The organism is Georgenia yuyongxinii (assembly GCF_006352065.1).
GTDB lineage: Bacteria > Actinomycetota > Actinomycetes > Actinomycetales > Actinomycetaceae > Georgenia > Georgenia yuyongxinii.
On record NZ_CP040915.1, the window covers coordinates 4,040,244 to 4,059,445 of the forward strand.

The 19,202-nt window shown below is 72.5% G+C and carries 19 protein-coding genes; 14 read left to right on the forward strand and 5 right to left on the reverse strand.

The features are described 5' to 3' along the window. Nucleotides 1-19: 19 nt before the first annotated feature. Complete coding sequence (locus FE374_RS18415) at nucleotides 20-2,338, reverse strand: MMPL family transporter (protein WP_230978390.1); 2,319 nt, start codon at nucleotides 2,336-2,338, stop codon at nucleotides 20-22. A 135-nt stretch (nucleotides 2,339-2,473) separates the two neighbouring features. Between FE374_RS18415 and FE374_RS18420 the strand changes: the two genes are divergently transcribed. Beyond that, nucleotides 2,474-2,953, forward strand: a complete 480-nt coding sequence (locus FE374_RS18420; RefSeq protein ID WP_230978391.1) for a MarR family winged helix-turn-helix transcriptional regulator — start codon at nucleotides 2,474-2,476, stop codon at nucleotides 2,951-2,953. Nucleotides 2,954-3,148: 195 nt separating this feature from the next. Beyond that, on the forward strand, nucleotides 3,149-3,625 hold the full coding sequence (locus FE374_RS18425) for a pyridoxamine 5'-phosphate oxidase family protein (protein WP_139930951.1): 477 nt from the start codon (nucleotides 3,149-3,151) through the stop codon (nucleotides 3,623-3,625). A gap of 23 nt (nucleotides 3,626-3,648) precedes the next feature. Here the strand turns inward: FE374_RS18425 and FE374_RS18430 are convergent, their stop codons facing one another. Further along, nucleotides 3,649-4,380, reverse strand: a complete 732-nt coding sequence (locus FE374_RS18430; protein WP_230978392.1) for a glycosyltransferase family 2 protein — start codon at nucleotides 4,378-4,380, stop codon at nucleotides 3,649-3,651. Beyond that, nucleotides 4,377-5,021: a hypothetical protein gene (locus FE374_RS18435; protein WP_230978393.1), complete on the reverse strand. Its 645-nt coding sequence runs from the start codon at nucleotides 5,019-5,021 to the stop codon at nucleotides 4,377-4,379. Before FE374_RS18435 ends, FE374_RS18430 begins: the two co-directional genes overlap by 4 nt. A gap of 265 nt (nucleotides 5,022-5,286) precedes the next feature. Between FE374_RS18435 and FE374_RS18440 the strand changes: the two genes are divergently transcribed. The 7 genes from FE374_RS18440 (at nucleotide 5,287) to FE374_RS18470 (ending at nucleotide 12,928) form a co-directional block, all read left to right on the forward strand. Next, a complete protein-coding gene (locus tag FE374_RS18440) occupies nucleotides 5,287-7,872 on the forward strand; it encodes a DMSO/selenate family reductase complex A subunit (RefSeq protein ID WP_139930953.1) in 2,586 nt (861 codons plus the stop codon). Nucleotides 7,873-7,886: 14 nt separating this feature from the next. Further along, a complete protein-coding gene (locus FE374_RS18445) occupies nucleotides 7,887-8,525 on the forward strand; it encodes a DMSO/selenate family reductase complex B subunit (RefSeq protein WP_139930955.1) in 639 nt (212 codons plus the stop codon). Next, nucleotides 8,525-9,559 carry a dimethyl sulfoxide reductase anchor subunit family protein gene (locus FE374_RS18450; protein WP_139930957.1) on the forward strand — a complete coding sequence of 345 codons (1,035 nt, stop codon included), beginning with the start codon at nucleotides 8,525-8,527 and terminating at the stop codon, nucleotides 9,557-9,559. Before FE374_RS18445 ends, FE374_RS18450 begins: the two co-directional genes overlap by 1 nt. Beyond that, a complete protein-coding gene (locus FE374_RS18455) occupies nucleotides 9,559-10,158 on the forward strand; it encodes a hypothetical protein (protein ID WP_139930960.1) in 600 nt (199 codons plus the stop codon). The genes FE374_RS18450 and FE374_RS18455 overlap by 1 nt, the downstream gene beginning before the upstream one ends. Before the next feature lie 9 nt (nucleotides 10,159-10,167). Further along, a complete protein-coding gene (locus tag FE374_RS18460; protein WP_139930961.1) occupies nucleotides 10,168-10,818 on the forward strand; it encodes a TorD/DmsD family molecular chaperone in 651 nt (216 codons plus the stop codon). A 116-nt stretch (nucleotides 10,819-10,934) separates the two neighbouring features. Continuing rightward, nucleotides 10,935-11,990: a YihY/virulence factor BrkB family protein gene (locus FE374_RS18465; protein ID WP_139930963.1), complete on the forward strand. Its 1,056-nt coding sequence runs from the start codon at nucleotides 10,935-10,937 to the stop codon at nucleotides 11,988-11,990. Between the two features lie 119 nt (nucleotides 11,991-12,109). Beyond that, complete coding sequence (locus FE374_RS18470) at nucleotides 12,110-12,928, forward strand: FHA domain-containing protein (protein WP_139930965.1); 819 nt, start codon at nucleotides 12,110-12,112, stop codon at nucleotides 12,926-12,928. A gap of 66 nt (nucleotides 12,929-12,994) precedes the next feature. On the opposite strand, the gene FE374_RS18475 is transcribed toward FE374_RS18470, so the two are convergent. Beyond that, nucleotides 12,995-14,104: a PQQ-dependent sugar dehydrogenase gene (locus FE374_RS18475; RefSeq protein WP_139930967.1), complete on the reverse strand. Its 1,110-nt coding sequence runs from the start codon at nucleotides 14,102-14,104 to the stop codon at nucleotides 12,995-12,997. Between the two features lie 60 nt (nucleotides 14,105-14,164). Between FE374_RS18475 and FE374_RS19325 the strand changes: the two genes are divergently transcribed. The 3 genes from FE374_RS19325 (at nucleotide 14,165) to FE374_RS18485 (ending at nucleotide 17,448) form a co-directional block, all read left to right on the forward strand. After that, nucleotides 14,165-14,326, forward strand: coding sequence for a hypothetical protein (locus tag FE374_RS19325; RefSeq protein WP_168205756.1), 162 nt, complete (start codon nucleotides 14,165-14,167; stop codon nucleotides 14,324-14,326). 192 nt (nucleotides 14,327-14,518) lie between these two features. Further along, nucleotides 14,519-15,814, forward strand: coding sequence for a zinc-dependent alcohol dehydrogenase (locus FE374_RS18480; protein ID WP_139930969.1), 1,296 nt, complete (start codon nucleotides 14,519-14,521; stop codon nucleotides 15,812-15,814). Continuing rightward, nucleotides 15,811-17,448 carry an NAD-dependent epimerase/dehydratase family protein gene (locus FE374_RS18485; RefSeq protein ID WP_139930971.1) on the forward strand — a complete coding sequence of 546 codons (1,638 nt, stop codon included), beginning with the start codon at nucleotides 15,811-15,813 and terminating at the stop codon, nucleotides 17,446-17,448. The genes FE374_RS18480 and FE374_RS18485 overlap by 4 nt, the downstream gene beginning before the upstream one ends. Before the next feature lie 48 nt (nucleotides 17,449-17,496). On the opposite strand, the gene FE374_RS18490 is transcribed toward FE374_RS18485, so the two are convergent. After that, nucleotides 17,497-17,706 (reverse strand): hypothetical protein, encoded by a 210-nt coding sequence (locus tag FE374_RS18490; RefSeq protein WP_168205757.1) that lies wholly within the window; start codon nucleotides 17,704-17,706, stop codon nucleotides 17,497-17,499. A 74-nt stretch (nucleotides 17,707-17,780) separates the two neighbouring features. Here FE374_RS18490 and FE374_RS18495 point away from each other — a divergent pair, with 74 nt between their 5' ends. Beyond that, nucleotides 17,781-18,830 (forward strand): zinc-dependent alcohol dehydrogenase family protein, encoded by a 1,050-nt coding sequence (locus FE374_RS18495; protein WP_139930976.1) that lies wholly within the window; start codon nucleotides 17,781-17,783, stop codon nucleotides 18,828-18,830. Next, the gene (locus tag FE374_RS18500; RefSeq protein WP_139930978.1) at nucleotides 18,827-19,195 is read left to right on the forward strand and encodes a DUF5655 domain-containing protein; all 369 of its coding nucleotides are present in this window, start codon (nucleotides 18,827-18,829) and stop codon (nucleotides 19,193-19,195) included. The genes FE374_RS18495 and FE374_RS18500 overlap by 4 nt, the downstream gene beginning before the upstream one ends. Nucleotides 19,196-19,202 lie beyond the last annotated feature (7 nt).

Genomic DNA, 19,202 nt, shown 5'->3' on the forward strand with positions numbered 1-19,202 from the left:
CGGGCAGGCGGCCGCGTCGTCACCGGTTAGCGTCGGCCGTCACTCGCGGGCCACCGACCGGGGACTGGACCGGACGGTCGTCCGCCGGGACGCGCCGCGTCCACGGCCACCAGGTGGTTCGGCCGATGTCATGGATCACGCCGGGGACGAGGAAGCTGCGGACCACGAAGGTGTCGATGAGCACGCCGGCACCGACGATGAACGCCAGCTGGACCAGGAACAGCAGCGGGATGATCGCCAGCGCGCTGAACGTCGCGGCCAGGACCAGGCCGGCGGAGGTGATCACGCCGCCGGTGACCGCCAGACCCCGGCGCACGCCCTCGCGGGTGCCGTGCCGCAGCGACTCCTCCCGCACGCGGGTCATGAGGAAGATCGAGTAGTCGATGCCCAGCGCGACGAGGAAGACGAACCCGTAGAGCGGCACGGTCGCGTCTGCGCCCGGGAAGCCGAGCACGTGGTTGAACACCACCGCGGACAGGCCCATCGTCGCCCCGAAGGACAGCAGGTTGGCGGCGAGGAGCACCAGCGGGGCCACCACGGCGCGCAGCAGCAGCACCAGCATGACGAAGATGACGACAAGGACCACCGGGATGATCGTGCGCAGGTCCCGGGCCGCCGTCTCCTGGGTGTCGAGCCGTTGCGCGGCGGCGCCGCCCACGAGCGCCTCCGGCTCCGCCTCGTGCACGGCCGCACGCACATCGGCCACCGTCGCCAGCGCCTCCTGCGACTCCGCCGCGTCCTCGAGCACCACCTGCACCTGGACCTGGCCGTCCACGACGACCGGCGCACCGCCACCGCCGGCACCGGGCGCCTGACCACCGGCGGGCGGACCACCGGCCGCCCCGGGCGCCGCCTCGGTGAGCAGCGCCGCACTGACGACGCCGTCGACACCCTCTGCGGCCGCCCGGACGGCCTCGCCGGAGCCCTCGGGGGTGATGACCACCGTCGGCTGGACCTCGCCGACCTCGAAGTGCTCGGCCAGGACCACCTCGCCCGCCACCGCCTCGACGTCGCTGAGGAAGATGTCGGTGTCGGACGTGCCCTCGGCGCGCAGCGTGGGCACGAACGCCGCCGCGCCGGCCAGCACCAGGGCGGTGACCACCCAGACCGGGCGGGCGTGGCGCGTGACGAAGCCGGCGACCCGCTCCCACAGTCCGGGCCGGGCAGGGGACGGCTGAGCGGCAGAACCCTGGGAGATCTCATGACGGCCCGGGGCGTGCACGTAGCGAGGCATGCGCGGCCAGAACACGTAGCGCGAACGACGGCCCGCCACGAGGAGCATCGCCGGTAGCAGGGTGAGGGCGGCGAGGACGGCCGAGGCGATCCCGATGGCGCCGACCGGCCCGAGGCTGGAGTTGGACCCGAGGTCGGACAGCAGCAGACACAGCAGCCCGACGATCACCGTGCCCGCGCTCGCCAGGATCGGCTCGAGGGAGGCACGCCAGGCGACCCGCATGGCGGCCGCCGGGTGCTCGTGCCGGGTGAGCTCCTCGCGGTAGCGCGCGACCAGCAACAGGGAGTAGTCGGTGGCGGCGCCGATGACGAGGATCGAGAGGATGCCCTGGCTCTGCCCGTTCAGCAGCAGGACGTCGTTGGCCGCGAGCGGCTTGACCACCAGCGCCGCCAGGCACAGCCCGAACACGGCCGTGAGCAGGACAGCGAAGGGCAACGACGGCGAGCGGTAGACCGCGACGAGGATCACCAGCACCACGACCAGCGCGACGCCGAGGAGGATGCCGTCGATACCGCCGAACGCGGAGACGAGGTCCGCGACGAACCCGGCCGGCCCGGTGACCCAGACGTCCAGGCCCGTCCCGGCGAGCTGGTCGGCCCCGGCGGTGCGCAGCTCGTTCACGACGACGTTGACGAGCCGCTCCTCGTCCGCACCGACGAGCTCGTTGGCGCTGTCGCCGTCGAGGGAGACCGGGACGAGGACCGCCTCGCCGTCCTCGGAGGGGACTGCGACCGCGGGCGCGGTCAGCACGTCGGCGAGCGTGCCGCCACCCGGAAGGGGCAGGTCCGGCAGCGACTCGGCGAACGCCTGGGCCGCGCCCAGCTGCGCCTGGGTCAGTGCCCCACCGTCGCTCGCGGTGGCCACGACGAGTGCCGGCAGGGTGGTGGAGTCGGTAAAGGCCCGCGCGGCCTCGTCGGCGCGGGTTGACTCCGCGGAGGCCGGCAGGAACGCGGCCTGGTCGTTCTCCTGCACCTGGGAGAGGGTCCCCTGGGCCATCCCGCCCAGGCCGCCCACCCCGAGCCAGACCAGCAGCACCACGATGAGGGCCACGGCTCGACCGACGGCGCGCCGCCGCGTGCCCTTCTGCGATTCGGTGTGGGTCACGACAGCCTCCGGAGCAAGATACTCAGCACGCTGATGAATTATGCCCGGTCATGGGCGCAGCGGCACGCGGGCCGCCGCACGGGGCCCGTCACAGCGCCACACGTGCGCCCCGGCCGCTTTGGGAGGATGGGACCCGTGAACGAACCACGAGCCGAGTCCGTCACGCCGACGGCGGGACCGGGCGTGGGCGCCGCCCCGGCCGCGTGGCCCACCGGCCGGCTCCTCTCGGCGGCGGCGCGGCAGGTCGAGCGGGCGTGGGACGCCTACCTCGAGCGCTGGTCGCTGACCCACGCCACGCTGCCCGTGCTTGCCGTGCTGGCCGGCGGCCCGCACTCCCAGCGGGAGATCGCGCAGGCGCTGAAGGTCACCGAGCAGACCACGAGCCGCATGCTCGGCGGGCTCGAGCGCACCGGCTACGTGCGCCGTGAGCGGCACGCCACCGACCGGCGCCGGCACGTCGTCGCCCTGACCGAGACCGGCCGGACGACCCTCGGCGCGCTCGACGACCCCGCCACCGTCGAACGCCTCGTGGCGGCCTCCCTCAGCGCCGAGCAGGTCGGCGAGCTGCGCGCGCTGCTGCTGCACATGCTCGAGGGCGGCCCCCCGACCGCCTGAGCCCACTGCCCCCCTACACGGGCCGAGCCCGACCGCCCGAGCCGAGGCGAGCCGCGACCGCACGGCACGGCACGGCCGAGGCCCGGGTGCGCGGCGCCGCGGCAGCGTCCACACTTCTGAGCGTGCCGGCCCGGGATCGTGCCGGCGCGGTCGGGCGTCCACCGCCCGCCGATGCCGAACGACCGAAGGAGTGCCATGGCCGACGACGAAGCCAAGAAGGTTGCCGAGCTCGTCAAAACCATCCGGATCGCGATGCTGACCACCACGTCCGTCGACGGGGGCCTGCGGTCCCGGCCCCTGGCCACCCAGGAGGTGGAGTTCGACGGCGACGTGTACTTCATCGTGGAGCGTGACTCCTCGGTGGTGGCCGACGTGGCGACCCACCCGCAGGTGAACGTCGCCTACGTCGACGACTCGACCTGGGTGTCCCTCTCCGGCGTGGCGCGGGCGGTCGACGACACGGCCAAGCTCGCCGAGCTGTGGAACACCTTCACCGACGCCTGGATGAAAGGCGGCCCGGACGACCCGTCCAACCTGCTGCTGCACGTCGACGCCCGGTCGGCCGAGTACTGGGACGCGCCGGGCGCGAAGGTCGTCCAGCTCGCCAACCTCGTCAAGGCCAAGGTCACGGGCCACCGGGTCGAGGGCGACACCGGCAAGGTGGAGATGTAGGCGGCCGCGTCAGCGCGCGGGCATCAGCCCGTCGCACGCGCCAGGCGCTCAGCCCACCGGCGCCAGGGCGGCATGCCCTGCCAGTTCACCGTCAGGGTGCGGAACGCCCGGCGGAACCTGCGCCGCATCTGCGCGCCACCCCTCAGCGACCGCGCCGAGACGCCGACCACGAGCCGCCTGTCCAGGCGGATGGTGGCAACGGGACCGAGCGCGAACGCGAGGTCCAGGTCGTCGTGGAGCTCGGCGTCGTCGCGGTGCACCCTGGCGCGCACCCGCAGCCAGGCCGTCCGCCGGACGGCCATGCCCGAGCCCCACAGGGCGTGGTGCCCCAGCGCCGCGTGGCACAGCACGTAGTAGGCGCCCAGATAGGCGGCAGCGGTCAGGCGGCCGCCGCGGCCGTGCTCGTAGAACCGGCCCACCCCGGTGACCGCGTCCACCCGATGGTCGGACAGGGCCGCCGTCACCCGCGCCACCCAGTCCGGGGGTGGCACGGAGTCCGCGTCCAGCCGCGCGATGATCTCGGCGCGGGCGTGGTCGTACCCGGTGGCCGCCGCGGCCGGGATGCCGACCCGCGGCTCGTGCACCACCCGCGCGCCGTAAGTGCGGGCGACCGCGGCCGTGGCGTCCGTGGAGGCGTTGTCCACGACGATCACCTCCGCCGGCGCCAGCGTCTGCCGCGCGAGCGCACGCAGGCACCGGTCCAGCATCGCGGCATCGTCCCGGGCGGGGATGACGACGCTGACCGACCCGCTCACCTCGGCCCCCGCACGGCACGGTGGCGTTCCCGCACGGCACCGCGGGCCAGGACCAGCCCGGCGAGGACCGCACCCAGGCCGCCCGCGGCGAGGTCACCGATGGTGTCCTCGTACCCGACGCCCACGCCGTCGTCGACGTAGGTGTGGCCGTACCACTCCCCCAGCTCCCACAGCACGGCCAGGGCGATACCGACGGCGACCGTGACGACGATCAGCCCGACGCCGCCACGCGGGCCCGCCGGCACCTGCAGCAGCCGGGCGCGGGTGATGCCGACGACGGCGACGGCGGCGAGCACCCCGGTGGCGCCCACGTGTGCGACGACGTCGAGCCACGGGACGCGCTCGTACCCGCTCAGCACCGCCGCCCACGCCACGAGCAGCAGGACGGCGCCGGTGGCGGCCTGCAGCGGTGCAGGGGCCGCGACGAGCCGGGCGACGACGAGACCGAGCAGCACCAGGGCGAAGACGGCGACGGCGACGCCGTCGACGAAGGCCACCGCGACGAGGCTCACCACGGTCAGGGCCGCGGCCAGATCGGCCACGGCACGCGCCCACCGCGGCCCGGTCACCACCAGCAGCCGCAGTCCCTCCCTGCGGGGGGCGACCGTCGCACGCAAGACGGGCACGTCGAGATCAGTCATCCCGCCAGTGTCGGCGGCGAGAAGTGCGCTCGCCATCCGGGCGCCGGCCCGGGCGGACCGTGTCAGGGAGCCGGTGGTTCCTGGCCGTGCTGGCGGTCGTCCGGGCGTGGAAGGTGCTCGAAGCCGTCGTGCACGGCACCTCCCGGGTGGCCGGGACAGCGCAACGAGACCTGGACCACACGGGTCACACCGGACATTGGTCCCACAGTTCACGCCCCCAGACCTGGTGTGCTGGTCACATCGTTCTGTTCTGGGAGGCGACCTGATGTCCAACACCACCCTCGCGGGCCCCCGCACCGCCGGTGCGGCGTGCGGCCCCGACCGCCGCACCTTCCTCAAGTGGTCCGCCGTGACGGGCGGCGCCGCAGCCCTCGTCTCCACGGTCACCGACCTGGGGATGCCCGTCCCGCACGCCGGGGCCGCACAGGGGGAGGGCATGGCCGACGCCGACCGCACCGTCTGGTCGGCGTGCACGGTCAACTGCGGGTCCCGGTGCCCGCTGCGCCTGCAGGTCAAGGACGGCACGATCGTGCGCGTCCTGCCGGACAACACCGGCGACGACGAGCTCGGCAGCCAGCAGGTGCGCGCCTGTGTCCGCGGCCGCGCCATCCGCCACCGCATCTACAACCCCGACCGGCTCAAGCGCCCGATGAAGCGCAAGCCCGGCACGAAGCGGGGCGAGGAGCAGTGGGAGGAGATCTCCTGGGAGCAGGCCCTCGACGAGATCACCGACAAGATGAAGGGGATCAAGGCCGAGTACGGCAACGAGGCCTTCTACATCAACTACGGCACCGGCACGCTCGGCTCGACCATGGCCAGCTCCTGGCCCCCGGACGCCACCGCCTTCGCGCGCCTCATGAACACCTGGGGCGGCTACCTGGACCACTACTCCGACTACTCCACCACGGAGATCACCTCGGCCTACCCGTACTTCTACGGCACATGGGTCAACGGCAACTCCTTCGACGACGCCGCCAACGCCAAGCTCCAGGTCATGTTCGGCAACAACCCGCTGGAGACCCGGATGTCCGGCGGTGGCCAGCTCATGGTCACCCAGGCGACCAAGCGGGAGAGCGGGGTCCGCACGATCGTCGTCGACCCGCGCTACTCCGAGACGGCGGCGGTGCTCGGTGACGACTGGGTGCCGGTCCGCCCGGGCACGGACGCCGCCCTGATCGCCGGGCTGATCCACGTCATGCTCGAGGAGAACCTGCAGGACCAGGCGTTCCTCGACAAGTACTGCGTCGGGTTCGACGAGCACACGCTGCCGGAGGGTGCGCCGGCGAACGCCTCCTACCGGGCGTACATCGAGGGCAACGGCCCCGACGGCGTCGAGAAGACCCCCGCGTGGGCGGCGGACATCACCGGGGTGCCCGCGCAGCGCATCCGCCAGCTCGCCCGTGAGATCGCCGGCGCCAAGCCGTGCGCCATCACCCAGGGGTGGGGCCCGCAGCGGCACGCCAACGGCGAGAACAACGCCCGGGCGATCTTCCTGCTCGCCTGCGTCACCGGCAACGTCGGCGTTCCCGGCGGTGGCACCGGCGCACGTGAGGGCGCCCAGGCGCTGCCGTTCGTCAAGCCCTTCAACACCGGCGTGCCGAACCCGTCCGAGAAGATCATCTCGGTGTTCTCGTGGCTCGACGCCATCGACCACGGCCCGGAGATGGACACCTTCAACGCGGGCGTCTGCGAGAAGGTCGCCCCCGGCGTCCGCGCCAACAAGGTGCCGGTCGACGAGAACGGCGAGCCCACCAACATCAAGCTCGACGTGCCGATCAAGATGGTCTGGCAGTACGGCGGCAACTCGCTCGTCAACCAGACCGGCGACAACAACCGCTCCGTCGAGATCCTCCAGGACGACACCAAGTGCGAGCTGGTCGTCGTCTGCGACATCCAGTACACCGTCTCGGCCCGCTACGCCGACTACATCCTCCCGGGTACCTCCACCGCCGAGGAGTCCGACGTCCACCCCGGCGAGAACGCCGGGCCGATGGCGTACGGCATCATCTCCGAGCAGGCGATCGAGCCGCTCTACGAGTGCCGCAGCATCTTCGACATCTGCACCGAGATGGCCAAGCGCCTGGGCACCGAGCCGCAGTTCACCGAGGGCAAGAGCCGCGAGGACTGGCTGCGCGAGACCATCGAGGCCACTCGCGAGAACGACCCCGACCTCCCCACGTACGACGAGTGGAAGAAGATCGGGATCTTCCGCAAGAACCTCGGTCCCTTCGTCTCGATGGCCGATTTCCGGGAGGACCCGGGCGCCAACCCGCTGCCGACGCCGTCGGGCAAGATCGAGGTCTACTCCGACCGGCTCGCGAAGATGTCGGAGAAGTGGGAGTTCGGCGTCTTCCGGCCGGAGCTGCCCGGCGACAAGCTCGTCCCCCTGCCCGAGTACGTCGAGACGTGGGAGGGAGCGCTGGCCGCCCGCGAGTCCGCGGACCACCCGCTGCAGGTCATCGGGCACCACTACAAGGCGCGGACGCACTCCTCCTACGGCAACGTGGACTGGCTCAAGGAGGCGCACCGGCAACAGGTGTGGATCAGCCTGCCCGACGCCGCGAGCCGCGGCATCGAGAACGGCGACGAGGTCTTCGTCTACAACGACCGCGGCACGGTCCGGCTCGAGGCGAAGGTGACCGAGCGCATCGCCCCGGGAACCATCTCCATCCCGCAGGGCGCCTGGTACGACCCGCGCCCGGCGTCCGAGGTGACCCCACCGTCGCAGGCCAACGCCGACCACCCCGTGGACACCGCCGGCTCGGTCAACTCCCTGACCTCGCTGCACCCCTCGCCGCTGGCGAAGGGCAACGCGGTCCACACCACCATCGCCAACGTCGTCAAAGCGTGAAAGGCAAAGGTCCGATGACTGACTCTCTGACCGAGGCCGGGGCCGGCTACGGGTTCTATTTCGACCAGTCGGCGTGCACCGGCTGCAAAGCCTGCTCCGTCGCCTGCAAGGACAAGCACGACCTGCCCGTCGGCATCTCATGGCGGCGCGTCGTGGAGTACTCCGGCGGCTCCTGGAAGATGGAGGGCAACACGTTCACCCCGAACGTGTTCACCTACTACACCTCCATCTCCTGCAACCACTGCGAGAACCCCGTCTGCATGCAGGTGTGCCCCACCACGGCGATGTCCCGCCGGGAGGACGGCACCATCTACGTGGACGAGGACAAGTGCGTGGGCTGCCGGTACTGCGAGTGGGCCTGCCCCTACTCCGCCCCGCAGTTCAACCCCGAGAGCGGGCACATGTCCAAGTGCGACATGTGCTACGACTACCGCCAGAACGGGCAGGACCCGGCCTGCGTCACGGCGTGCCCGTCCCGGGCCCTGGACTGGGGACCGATCGACGAGCTGCGCGAGAAGCACGGCCACGTCGATGCCGTCGCACCCCTGCCCGACCCCTCGGTCACCCGGCCGCACCTCGTGATCACCCCGCACCGAGACGCCCAGCCCTGGCAGTCCGGCACCGGGAAGATCAACAACCCCGAGGAGATCTGATGAACGTCCACGAGCTGCCGATGATCCTGTTCACCGTGATCGCCCAGGCCTGCGTGGGCACGTTCATCGTGCTGGGTGTGCTGCAGCTGGCCGCGTCGGCGCGCTACGGCGCCCGCACCGCGGAGCGGCTGACGGAGCCGGTCGTCTACGCGATCGGGCCGGCGCTGGTGCTGGGTCTGGCGGTGTCGACGCTGCACATGAACGACATCACCAACACCCTCAACGTCTTCCGCCACGTCGGTTCCTCGTGGCTCTCCCGCGAGATCGTCTTCGGCATGGCCTTCGCCGGCCTGGGTTTCGCCTACGCGCTGGTCCAGTGGTTCAAGATCGGGACCTTCCGCCTCCGCCAGCTCCTCGCCGGCGTCACCGCCCTGGCGGGCATCGCGCTGGTCTGGTCGATGTCGCAGATCTACTACTCGCTGATCACCGTGCCCGCGTGGCACACCCCCGTCGTGCCCTTCCACTTCTTCGCCACCACGCTGATGCTGGGGGCCTTGGCGGTGGCCTGTGCCCTCATGATCACCACCGCGGTCCGCCGTCGGGGCGCCACCCGGCGTGCCACCGCCGAGCCCGGCGATGGCGGCCTAGAGCTGGTCCCCGCGGCCGAGACGGGCCGGGGCGGAGCGCTGGCCACCGCGGTGCGCGCCCGCGTGAGCGAGATCAACGAGCCGACCACGAACATCGAGTGGGAGCTGACCACGCGGACGGTCCGGTGGCTGGCGCTGGCCAGTGCCGCCGTCGGCGTCGCCATCCTGATCTCCTACCCCCTGCACGTCGCGGCGCTCGCCACGGATCCGGCCGGGGCAGCCTCGGCCGAGGTGTTCTCCGGGGCGTTCTTCGTGGCCCGGCTGGTGCTGCTGGGGCTCGCCTCGGTCATCCTGGCCATCTTCACCTACCGGGCCGCCTCGCGGGCCGCGCTCGAGCGGCCTCAGGTCATCGTCGCCCTCATCACCGCGGCGTTCGTCGTGGCCGTCGTCGCCGAGCTCATGGGTCGCTCCCTGCACTACGCCTCCATGATCCGCATCGGCATCTGATGACGCTGACGGACCGGGCGGTCGGGGTCGGGACCGCCGGGTTCGTCCTCTCCCGGTTGCTCCTCGAGCCGCCCAGCCGGGCGCTCGCGGAGCACTTCGGGAATCCGCAGATGCGCGGGACCTGGCCGCTGGACGACGCCGACAGCCGCGCCGCCCTCGACACCCTCGCCGCCGACCTCTACGAGGACCTGCTGGAGGACCACACGGCACTGTCCCGTGTGGTCTCCCTCCAGGAGGCGGCCTGGCGCGACGACGAGGACCCGGCGCGGCTGCGCGCGGACCTGGTCGCCGCCTACGAGGCGGGCGGCCTGCGCCCGCTGCCGGCGGACGACCACGTCGGCCACCAGGTCGCCCTCCTCGCGCACCTGGCCACGCGCCTCGGCGGCGCCGGGGCCGGTGCAGCGGCGACGGCGCGGGCCGCCGCCCTGGCAACGCAGGAGCTGCGCGAGGCGCACCTCGACCGGGTGATCGACCCCATCCTCGACGGCATCGCGCGGCACGCCCAGACCCGGCTGTACCGTGCCGTGCCCGGACTCGTTCGCGGCTTCCTCGCCGCCGACAGCGCCCTGTGCGCCGTCGTCCTCGACGACCTCACGTAAGGAGACCGTGTGCTAGACCTCGCCCTGCTCGACATGCTGGCCGCCGGCTTCACCGTGCTCGCCCGGTTCCACCAGGACCCGCCCGACGAGGTCAGCCTCGCCCGCTTCTGGGAGCTGCTCGACGAGTGGCCGCTCACCGGCACCCCCGGGGCCGAGGAAGGTCTGCGGCGCATGCGGGAGGCCCGTACGGCGGGTGAGGACCCGGCGGCGATCCGGTCCGACCATGCCTGGCTGTACGGGACGCTCGCGACGGCGCGGGTGGCCCCCTACGAGTCGGTGCACCGCGGACAGGAGGGGCTGGTCTTCGACGAGCACACCCTGCAGGTGCGCCAGGCCTACCGGACCCTCTCCCTACGGGCGCCGCAACCCAACCGCGAGCCCGACGACCACATCGGGCTCGAGCTGGACTTCATCGCCCAGTCCTGCGTGCGGGCACTGGAGGCCCAGGACCAGGGGTCGACGAGCGATGCGGAACGCTACGTCCGGCTCGGCGCGGACTTCTTCCGAGACCACCTGGGCGTTTGGGCGCCGCAGATGCTCACCCGTGTCGCGCTCGAGGCGCGGACCGGGTTCATGAGCGGGCTCGCCCATCTCTCGCTCGGCGCGCTGGAGTCCTACGCGCGCTTCGCCGCTCTCACGGCGCCGAGCGAGCGCGAGTAGCACACCCTTGTCGGGACCCGCGACGCACCACGGAACGGGGCGCCGTCGAGTTGCCGGGCTCCCGCGTCGGGCACACGCTGATTCCCCGCGCCCGCCGAGAAGTCCCGGAGGACCCCATGACCACGCACAACGACCTGCGCGAGGACCGCCCGCACGAGGACCACCCGGCGAAGCCGGACTCGCCCTCCGAGATCAAGAAGCCGGCTTGGGGCTACGTGCTGCGCAAGAGCTTCCGGGAGTTCCTGGCCGACGAGTGCACCGACATCGCCGCGGCGCTGACCTACTACGCCGTCCTGTCCATCTTCCCGGCGGTCATCGCGCTGGTGTCCATCCTCAGCCTGGTCGGGCAGGAGCAGGTCACGACGACCATCCTGGACATGCTCGAGGGGGTCGTCCCGTCGGACACGATGGAACAGATCGGGCCGGTCGTCGAAAAGCTCACGCAGCCACCCGCCCCGGGGCTGGGCCTGCTGATCGGTCTGCTGATCGCGCTGTGGACGGCGTCGAACTACGTCAACGCCTTCGCACGCGGCATGAACCGCATCTACGAGGTGACCGAGGGGCGCCCCGTCTGGAAACTTCGACCGCTCACCTACGGGCTCACCGCGGTGCTGCTCGTGCTCGTCGCCATCGCCGCGCTCATCCTCGTGGTCAGCGGCACGCTCGCGCAGACCATCGGTGACCTCATCGGACTCGGCCCGACCGCGCTCACGGTGTGGAACATCGCCAAGTGGCCGGTGCTGCTGCTCATCGTGATCCTGATCGTCGGGCTGCTGTACTACTTCACCCCGAACGTCAAGCAGCCGAAGTTCCGCTGGATCAGCCTCGGCGCCGTCATCGCCATCGTCATCGCCGCGCTCGCCGTCCTCGCTTTCAGCTTCTATGCCTCGAGGTTCGGCAGCTACAGCGCGACCTACGGCGCGCTGGCGGGCGTCATCATCTTCCTGTTGCTGCTGTGGATCGTGAACCTGGCCCTGCTCTTCGGGGCCGAGTTCGACGCCGAGCTGGAGCGGGGGCGGGAGCTCCAGGGTGGCATCGAGGCCGAGGAGAACCTTCAGCTGCCGCCGCGTGACACCCGCGCGAGCGACAAGAAGGCCGCGAAGGCGAAGGAGGACGTCAAGCGCGGGCGCGAGCTACGCGAGAAGTTCGGGTCCGACCGCCGGGAGGGCTGACTTCCCCGGTGCCACTTGGGCGAGCGGTCGACACACTCCGGACGGGGTGCCCCCCATGGTCGCGAGTGCTTCACTTCTTCCAGGGGATCCGCGGCTCGCCTCCTGGGAGAGTGGTCGGGATGACGTCGGAACCAGGGGGATCCGAGGTTGCGTTCCTCGACGTGCTCAGCTGGGACCCGTTGCGGGCGGGCCGGATCCTCATCAGCCAGGATGTGGTCGTGGGCAGTGCCGAGCCGGCCGACCTGTGCTTCGCCGACCCGCTGCTCAGCCCCGCCCACGCGGCGATCCGTTACCGGGGCGGCGGGGTCTTCCTTGAGGACTTGGGTTCGACCGCCGGGACATTCGTGAACGGCGTCGCCGTCACGGACGCCCAGGAGCTCCACACCGGCGACGTCATCACCCTCGGCGAGGTCCGGCTGCGGTTCGGTGCCGACGCGGCGGCCGCCGCTCCTGCGAGCCCGGAGCCCGCGCCGGTGCTCGCCGACAGCCCGGTGACGGACGACCTGCTGGCTCCGTTCGACACCGGGCCCGTGACCAGCGGCGTGATGGCGCCCGGCCAGTACGCCGACCTCGTGGTGAGGCGCCGCGACGAGCTGCTCGCCCAGATGGACATGACCCGGCGCCACGGCCGCCGGCTCATCTGGGGCGGTGCCGTTCTCGTCGCGGTCGGCGGCCTGGTCTTCCTGGCAGGGGTGCTGGCGTTCCTGCAGCTCACCGGCGGCGTCCTCGACCGGTTCGGCCGGCCGCCGGACATCTTCGGCTGGGAGCTGGCGGGGGTGCTGACCGGGCACGTCGGCTGGGCGGTCGCCGGGGCCGGTCTGTTCGGCATCATCGTGGGGGTCGCCCTGCACCAGCTCGCCAGCTGGCGACGGCGTCGGCTCGACCGGGAGGTGCCGGTGCCGCCGTCGGCGTGGCTGGTTCGCGGCGAGCTGCGCTGACCCCGTGCGTGAGATGTCGACTCTACGGCGACGGTGTCGTGACAGCTGATCCGTGAAACTGCCTTCTCACCCCAGCGTCGCCGGATCGAGCACGATCACCTGGTCGTCGCCGGGTCGGGGGTTGCCCCGGAAGACGTTGCTGGTGAGCACCCACAGCCGTCCCTCGGCGTCGACCTCGACGGCGCGCAGGCGGCCGTAGGTCCCCTCGAGGAGCCGCTCGGGCTCACCGGTGTTCTCGCCGTCGAGCGGCACCCGCCACAGCGACTCGCCCCGCAACGCCGCCAGGTACACCGCGCCGCCGGTGATCGTGATGCCGCTGGGCGAGGCGTCGGCGGTGCGCCACTGACGCAGCGGGTCCACGAACCCGTCCCGCCCACCCTGACCCTCCACGACCGGCCAGCCGTAGTTGCTCCCCGGCGTGATGAGGTTGAGCTCGTCCCAGGTGTTCTGGCCGAACTCGCTGGCGAACATCCGGCCCTCCTCGTCCCACGCGATGCCCTGCACGTTGCGGTGCCCGAGCGACCACACCGGCGAACCGGGCGCCGGGTTCCCCGGGGCGGGGTCGCCGTCGGCGTCGACGCGAAGGATCTTCCCGCCCAGCGAGGTGGGATCCTGCGCCCGCCGCGGGTCGCCGGCGTCGCCGGTGGTGACGTAGAGGAAGCCGTCGGGGCCGAACGCGAGCCGGCCGCCGTTGTGGTTGCCGGCGCGGGGGATCCCGTCGAGGACGACGGCGTCCGGCACCAGCACGCCGCCGACGAGACGCATCCGGACCACCCGGTTGTCCTCGGCGGCGGTGAGGTAGACGAACACGTTCCCGTCCTCGGCGAAGCCCGGGGAGACGGCGATACCGAGCAGCCCGCCCTCGCCGCCGGGGACGACGCCAGGCACGGTGCCGACGGATCGCAGCTCACGTCCCTCGGCCACCTGCACCACCTCGCCGCTGTCGCGAAGGGTGACCAGTGCGGAGCCGTCGGGCAGGAACGCCAGCCCCCAGGGAACCTCGAGGTCGGCGGCGACGACGGCCGGCTCGGCCCGGGAGGGGGTGGTGGCATCAGGCTCGGGTGCCGCCGTGGGGACTGGCGTGGTGGCCGTGGGCGGGGCGGGCGAGGGCGGCGGCTCGGTGCCGCACGCCGCGAGCACCACGGCGGTGGCGACGACGGCAGCCAGTCTGCGCATGCCACATTGTGGCGGCCGTTCCCGGATGCGAGCCCTGGTTGGGGGTGCAACCGTGAACCCATGAGCGAGAACACGCCCAACCCGTCGGAGCAGCCGTACGACCCCAGCAAGGATCCCGACGCCGACCCGGGCAGCCTCGGGTCCCGCGAGGTGGCCGACCAGCCCGACCAGGCCGAGGGCGAGGACCCGGGCCACAAGGCCACCGAGACCGGTAACGCATGAGAGCTCTCGCCGGCGCGCCGCCCCCCTCGGCGACATGTCATCTTCTCCGCGAGATTTCTCTGCCGGACAGGTCGCCTCGGCGGCGGCACATCGACGGCACGTGACAGGTCACGGAGGAGATGACATCTCGCCGAGAAGTGGACATCTCGCCGAGACGGTGACAGGACACTTTCAGCCCCCGAGGAGGCCACGTTGCGCGCACTGACCTGGCAAGGCACGGAGAAGGTCCGCGTCGAGGACGTCCCGGACCCCGTGCTCAAGGACCCGACCGACGCGATCGTGCGGGTCACCTCCACCGCGATCTGCGGCTCGGACCTGCACCTGTACGGCGTCCTCGGCGCGTTCATCGACGCCGGCGACGTCCTGGGCCACGAGGCGATGGGCATCGTGGAGGAGGTCGGCGCCGCGGTGCCGGACCTGCGGCCCGGCGACCGGGTGGTCGTCCCGTTCAACATCGCGTGCGGCACCTGCTGGATGTGCACTCGCGGCCTGCAGTCGCAGTGCGAGACCACCCAGGTGCGCGATCAGGACAAGGGGGCGGCGCTGTTCGGCTACACCAAGCTCTACGGCCAGGTCCCCGGTGGGCAGGCGGAGTACCTGCGCGTGCCCCAGGCGCAGTACGGGCCGATCATCGTGCCCGACGACGGCGGCCCCGACGAGCGCTACCTGTACCTCTCCGACGTGCTGCCCACCGCCTGGCAGGCCGTGGACTACGCGGACATCCCGCTCGGCGGCTCCGTCGTCGTCCTCGGTCTCGGGCCCATCGGGCAGATGAGCGCGCGGATCGCCCGCCACCGCGGCGCCGGCAAGGTCATCGCCGTCGACCGCGTTCCCGAGCGGCTGGCCATGGCTCACCGGCACGGCGCGGACACCCTCGACCAGCGCGAGGTCGACGACCTGCCCGAGACGGTGCGAGGCCTGACCGGCGGCCGCGGGCCGGACTCCGTGATCGACGCCGTCGGCATGGAGGCGCACGGCGCCCCGTTGGCGGAGGGCCTGCACAAGGGCATCGCGTTCTTGCCCGACGCCATCGCCAAGCCGATGGTCAAGCACTTCGGCGTCGACCGCCTCACCGCGCTGCACCTGGCCATCACACTCGTGCGCCGGGGCGGCACGGTCTCCCTCTCCGGCGTCTACGGCGGCGCCGTCGACCCGATGCCCATGATGGAGCTCTTCGACAAGCAGGTCACCCTGCGCATGGGGCAGGCCAACGTCCGGCGCTGGATCGACGACCTGGTACCCCTCGTGAGCGACGACGCCGACCCGCTGGGCGTGCTCGACCTGCGCACCCACCGGCTACCGTTGGAGGACGCCCCGGCCGCCTACGAGATGTTCCAGAAGAAGGAGGACGGCTGCATCAAGGTGGTCCTCGACCCCGCCCTGCCGGCCACGGGTGCGACGGACGCGGACATCGCCGGGGCCACCGCCGTGGACGTGGCCCCCGGTCAGCCGGAAGGAGCGGGGCCCGTGGCCCCGGAGCAGCCGTGAGGGTCGCCGTCGTCGGGGCGACCGGCAACGTCGGCACCGCCGTGCTCCGAGCCCTGGCCGCGGAGCCGGCGATCACGTCGATCCTCGGTATCGCCCGCCGCCTGCCGGACACCGGCGCCCACCCCTACGCCGCGGCGGAGTGGGTGCCGATGGACATCGCCCCGTCCACGGACGACACCGTCGCCGATGACGCGGTCATCGACCGTCTCGCCACCGCCCTGACCGGGGCGGACGCCGTCATACACCTGGTGTGGGCCATCCAGCCCAACCACGACCGCGAGAAGATGCGGCGCACCAACGTCGAGGGCACCCGGCGGGTGGCCGAGGCCTGCGCCCGGGCCGGGGTGGGCCAGCTCGTCTGCGCCTCCTCCTGGGCGGCGTACTCCCCGGTGGACGACGACGTCCCGCGCGACGAGTCGTGGGCGACCGGCGGCATCCCCTCCAGCCACTACGGGGTGGACAAGGCCGCCCAGGAGCGGGTGCTCGACGAGCTCGAGGCCGCACACCCCGAGCTCGTGGTAACCCGGATGCGCACGGCGCTGATCTTCCAGGCCGACGCCGGCGCGCAGATCGCGCGGTACTTCCTCGGGCCGTGGGTGCCGCTGGCCGTGCTGCGGCCCGGCGCCCTGCCGGTGCTGCCGCTGCCCAGCCACCTGCGCCTGCACGTGGTCCACGCCGACGACGCCGCTCAGGCCTACCTGCAGGTTGTCCTGCAGCGCGCCCGCGGCGCGTTCAACGTGGCCGCCGACGAGGTGCTGTGGCCTAGCGACCTCGCCCGCATCCTCGACCACGGCCGCGGCGTGGAGATCTCCCCGCGGCTGATCCGCCCGCTGGTCCACTTCGCCTGGCGGGCGAAGCTCCTTGCCTCCGACGCGGGCTGGCTGGACATGGCCATGGGGGTGCCGGTCATGGACGGCTCCCGCGTGCGGGAGGTGCTCGGCTGGCGCCCGCGCCACGACGCCGAGGAGACCCTGCGGGAGATGCTCGGGGGCATCGTCCGCCGGGAGGGCAACCCGAGCCCCAGCATGCGCCCGCACGACAAACAGTTCCGCGACGCCGCCGACATCGGCGGCCGCCACCGTGAGCACACCATCCCGGGAGACGTCATGGCCGCACACATCCCCCCGCACCTCGACGGCCGACTGCTCGGGCTGTACCTCGCCGACCACCTGGCGGGGGCGACCGGGGGCAGCAACCGGATCGAACGGATGGCCAAGGCGTACGCCGACACCTCCATGGGACCCGAGCTCGCGAGTCTCGCGGCGGAGATCGTCGAGGCCCGCGAGGCGCTGCGCAGCGTGATCGAGGCGCTCGGCCTGCCTCAGCGCCCGCTCCGGCAGGCCGCGACCTGGGTGGGTGAGCGCGTCGGACGGCTCAAGCTCAACGGCCGGGTGGTCACGCGGTCCCCGCTCACCCCGGTGCTCGAGCTCGAGATCATGCGCAGCGCCGTGAACGGGCAGTTGGGGCTGTGGCAGACCCTCACGGACCTCGCCGACGATCTGGCGCTGCCGCGCGAGCGGTTCGAGGAGCTCGCCAACGGGGCGCGGGGCTTCGACGCCCGGCTGGAACGGCTGCACGAGACAGCCCGGGCCACGGCGTTCACGGTCGGCACGAAGGTGGGCGCTGGCTCCTGAGGCTCGAGGCCCGGCCCGCGCCGCGCGGCTAGCGTCCGCGCGACGCCGTCAGTGCGGGTCCGGCTCCGCCCGCAGCACGTCCGCCACCTCTTCCTCCGGGCGCGGCGGGACGGTCTCGTCCTCCTCCAGCAGCACCGGGTCCTCGAAGTGGGCGTCGTGCGTCGCTCTCGGTACGGCGTCGTGCGTCGCTCCCGGTCCGCTTGGGTTCTCGCTCGGCGGCACGGTCGGTTCCCCTGCGTGCCCGGTCTGCTCTGACATGGCGGCCTCCCTCCCGGCCAGCGTAGGACGGTGGCCGCCCGGCGGCGCGCACAGGCCCCGCCTAGGATCGCCAGGTGCGTGCGACCACGATCTACGGCCCCGGCGACATCCGCCTCGAGGAGGCCCCGGACCCGACCGTCCGCCAGCCGGGCGACGCCGTCGTCCGCGTGACGGCCGCCTGCGTGTGCGGCTCGGACCTGTGGCGCTACCGGGGCGTGGTGCCCACCCGCAAACCCACCCGGATCGGCCACGAGTTCGTCGGTGTTGTCGAGGAGGTGGGGGCGGAGGTGCGCTCGCTCGCGCCCGGCGACTTCGTCATCGCCCCCTTCGCGTACAGCTGCGGCGAGTGCGTCAGCTGCCGGCACGGCATCCAGACCTCCTGCGAGCGCGGCGGCTACTGGGGCGGCCCGGACCGGGACGGCCTCCCCGTCGACGGTGGCCAGGGCGAGTACGTCCGGGTGCCGCTCGCGGACGGCACGCTGGTGGGCGTGCCGGAGGTGCCCGACGACGACCTTTTACCCTCCCTCCTCACCTTGACCGACGTCATGGGCACCGGCCATCACGCCGCGCTGCGTGGGGGCGCGGGCCCGGGCCGGACCGTCGCGGTGGTCGGCGACGGTGCGGTGGGGCTGTGCGCAGTGCTCGCCGCGCGTCGCCTGGGCGCCGAACGGGTGGTGATCTTCTCCCGGCACCCGGACAGGCAGGCGGTGGCCCGGCAGTTCGGCGCCGACGACGTCATCGCGGCCCGGGGCGAGGACGGCGTCGGTGAGCTGCGCGACCTGCTCGGCGCGCCCGGTGCCGACGTGGTGCTGGAGGCCGTGGGCAACCAGGACGCGATGGAGCAGGCGATCGCGGCCGCCCGGCCGGGCGGCAACGTCGGCTACGTGGGGGTGCCGAACGGCATCTCGCACCTGTCGTTGCGCCCGTTGTTCAACCGCAATGTCAACCTCCTCGGCGGCGTCGCCCCGGTGCGGGCCTACCTGGAGGAGCTGCTGGCCGACGTGCTGGACGGGACCATCGCGCCGTGGCGGGTCTTCGACAGCACGATGCCCCTCGACGACGTCGCCGCGGCCTACGCGGCGATGGACGACAGGACGGCGATCAAGGTCATGCTGCGGCGATGATTCCCGAGCCCCGGACCGCGGAGGAGTTCTTCGACGGTGCCGATCGGGGCCTGCGGATCCATGTGGCCGTGGCCGCCGCCGACGCCGCGCTGGGCCCGCACGGCGACCGGGTCTCCCGCAGCCAGATCGCCTTCCGGCGCCGCCGCAGGTTCGCCTACGTGTGGCGGCCCGACCGCTATCTGCGCTCCGACGTGCCCGCCGTGCTCTCCATCGCGGCGTCCGAACGCTGGCAGTCGGCACGGTTCACGGAGGTGGTCCGTCCCTCACCGCGGGTCTGGATGCACCGCCTCGAGCTGCGCGAGGTCGCCGATGTCGACGCCGAGGTCGGCCGGTGGCTGGCCGCCGCGTACGCCGCGGCCGGGTGAGCGGCCG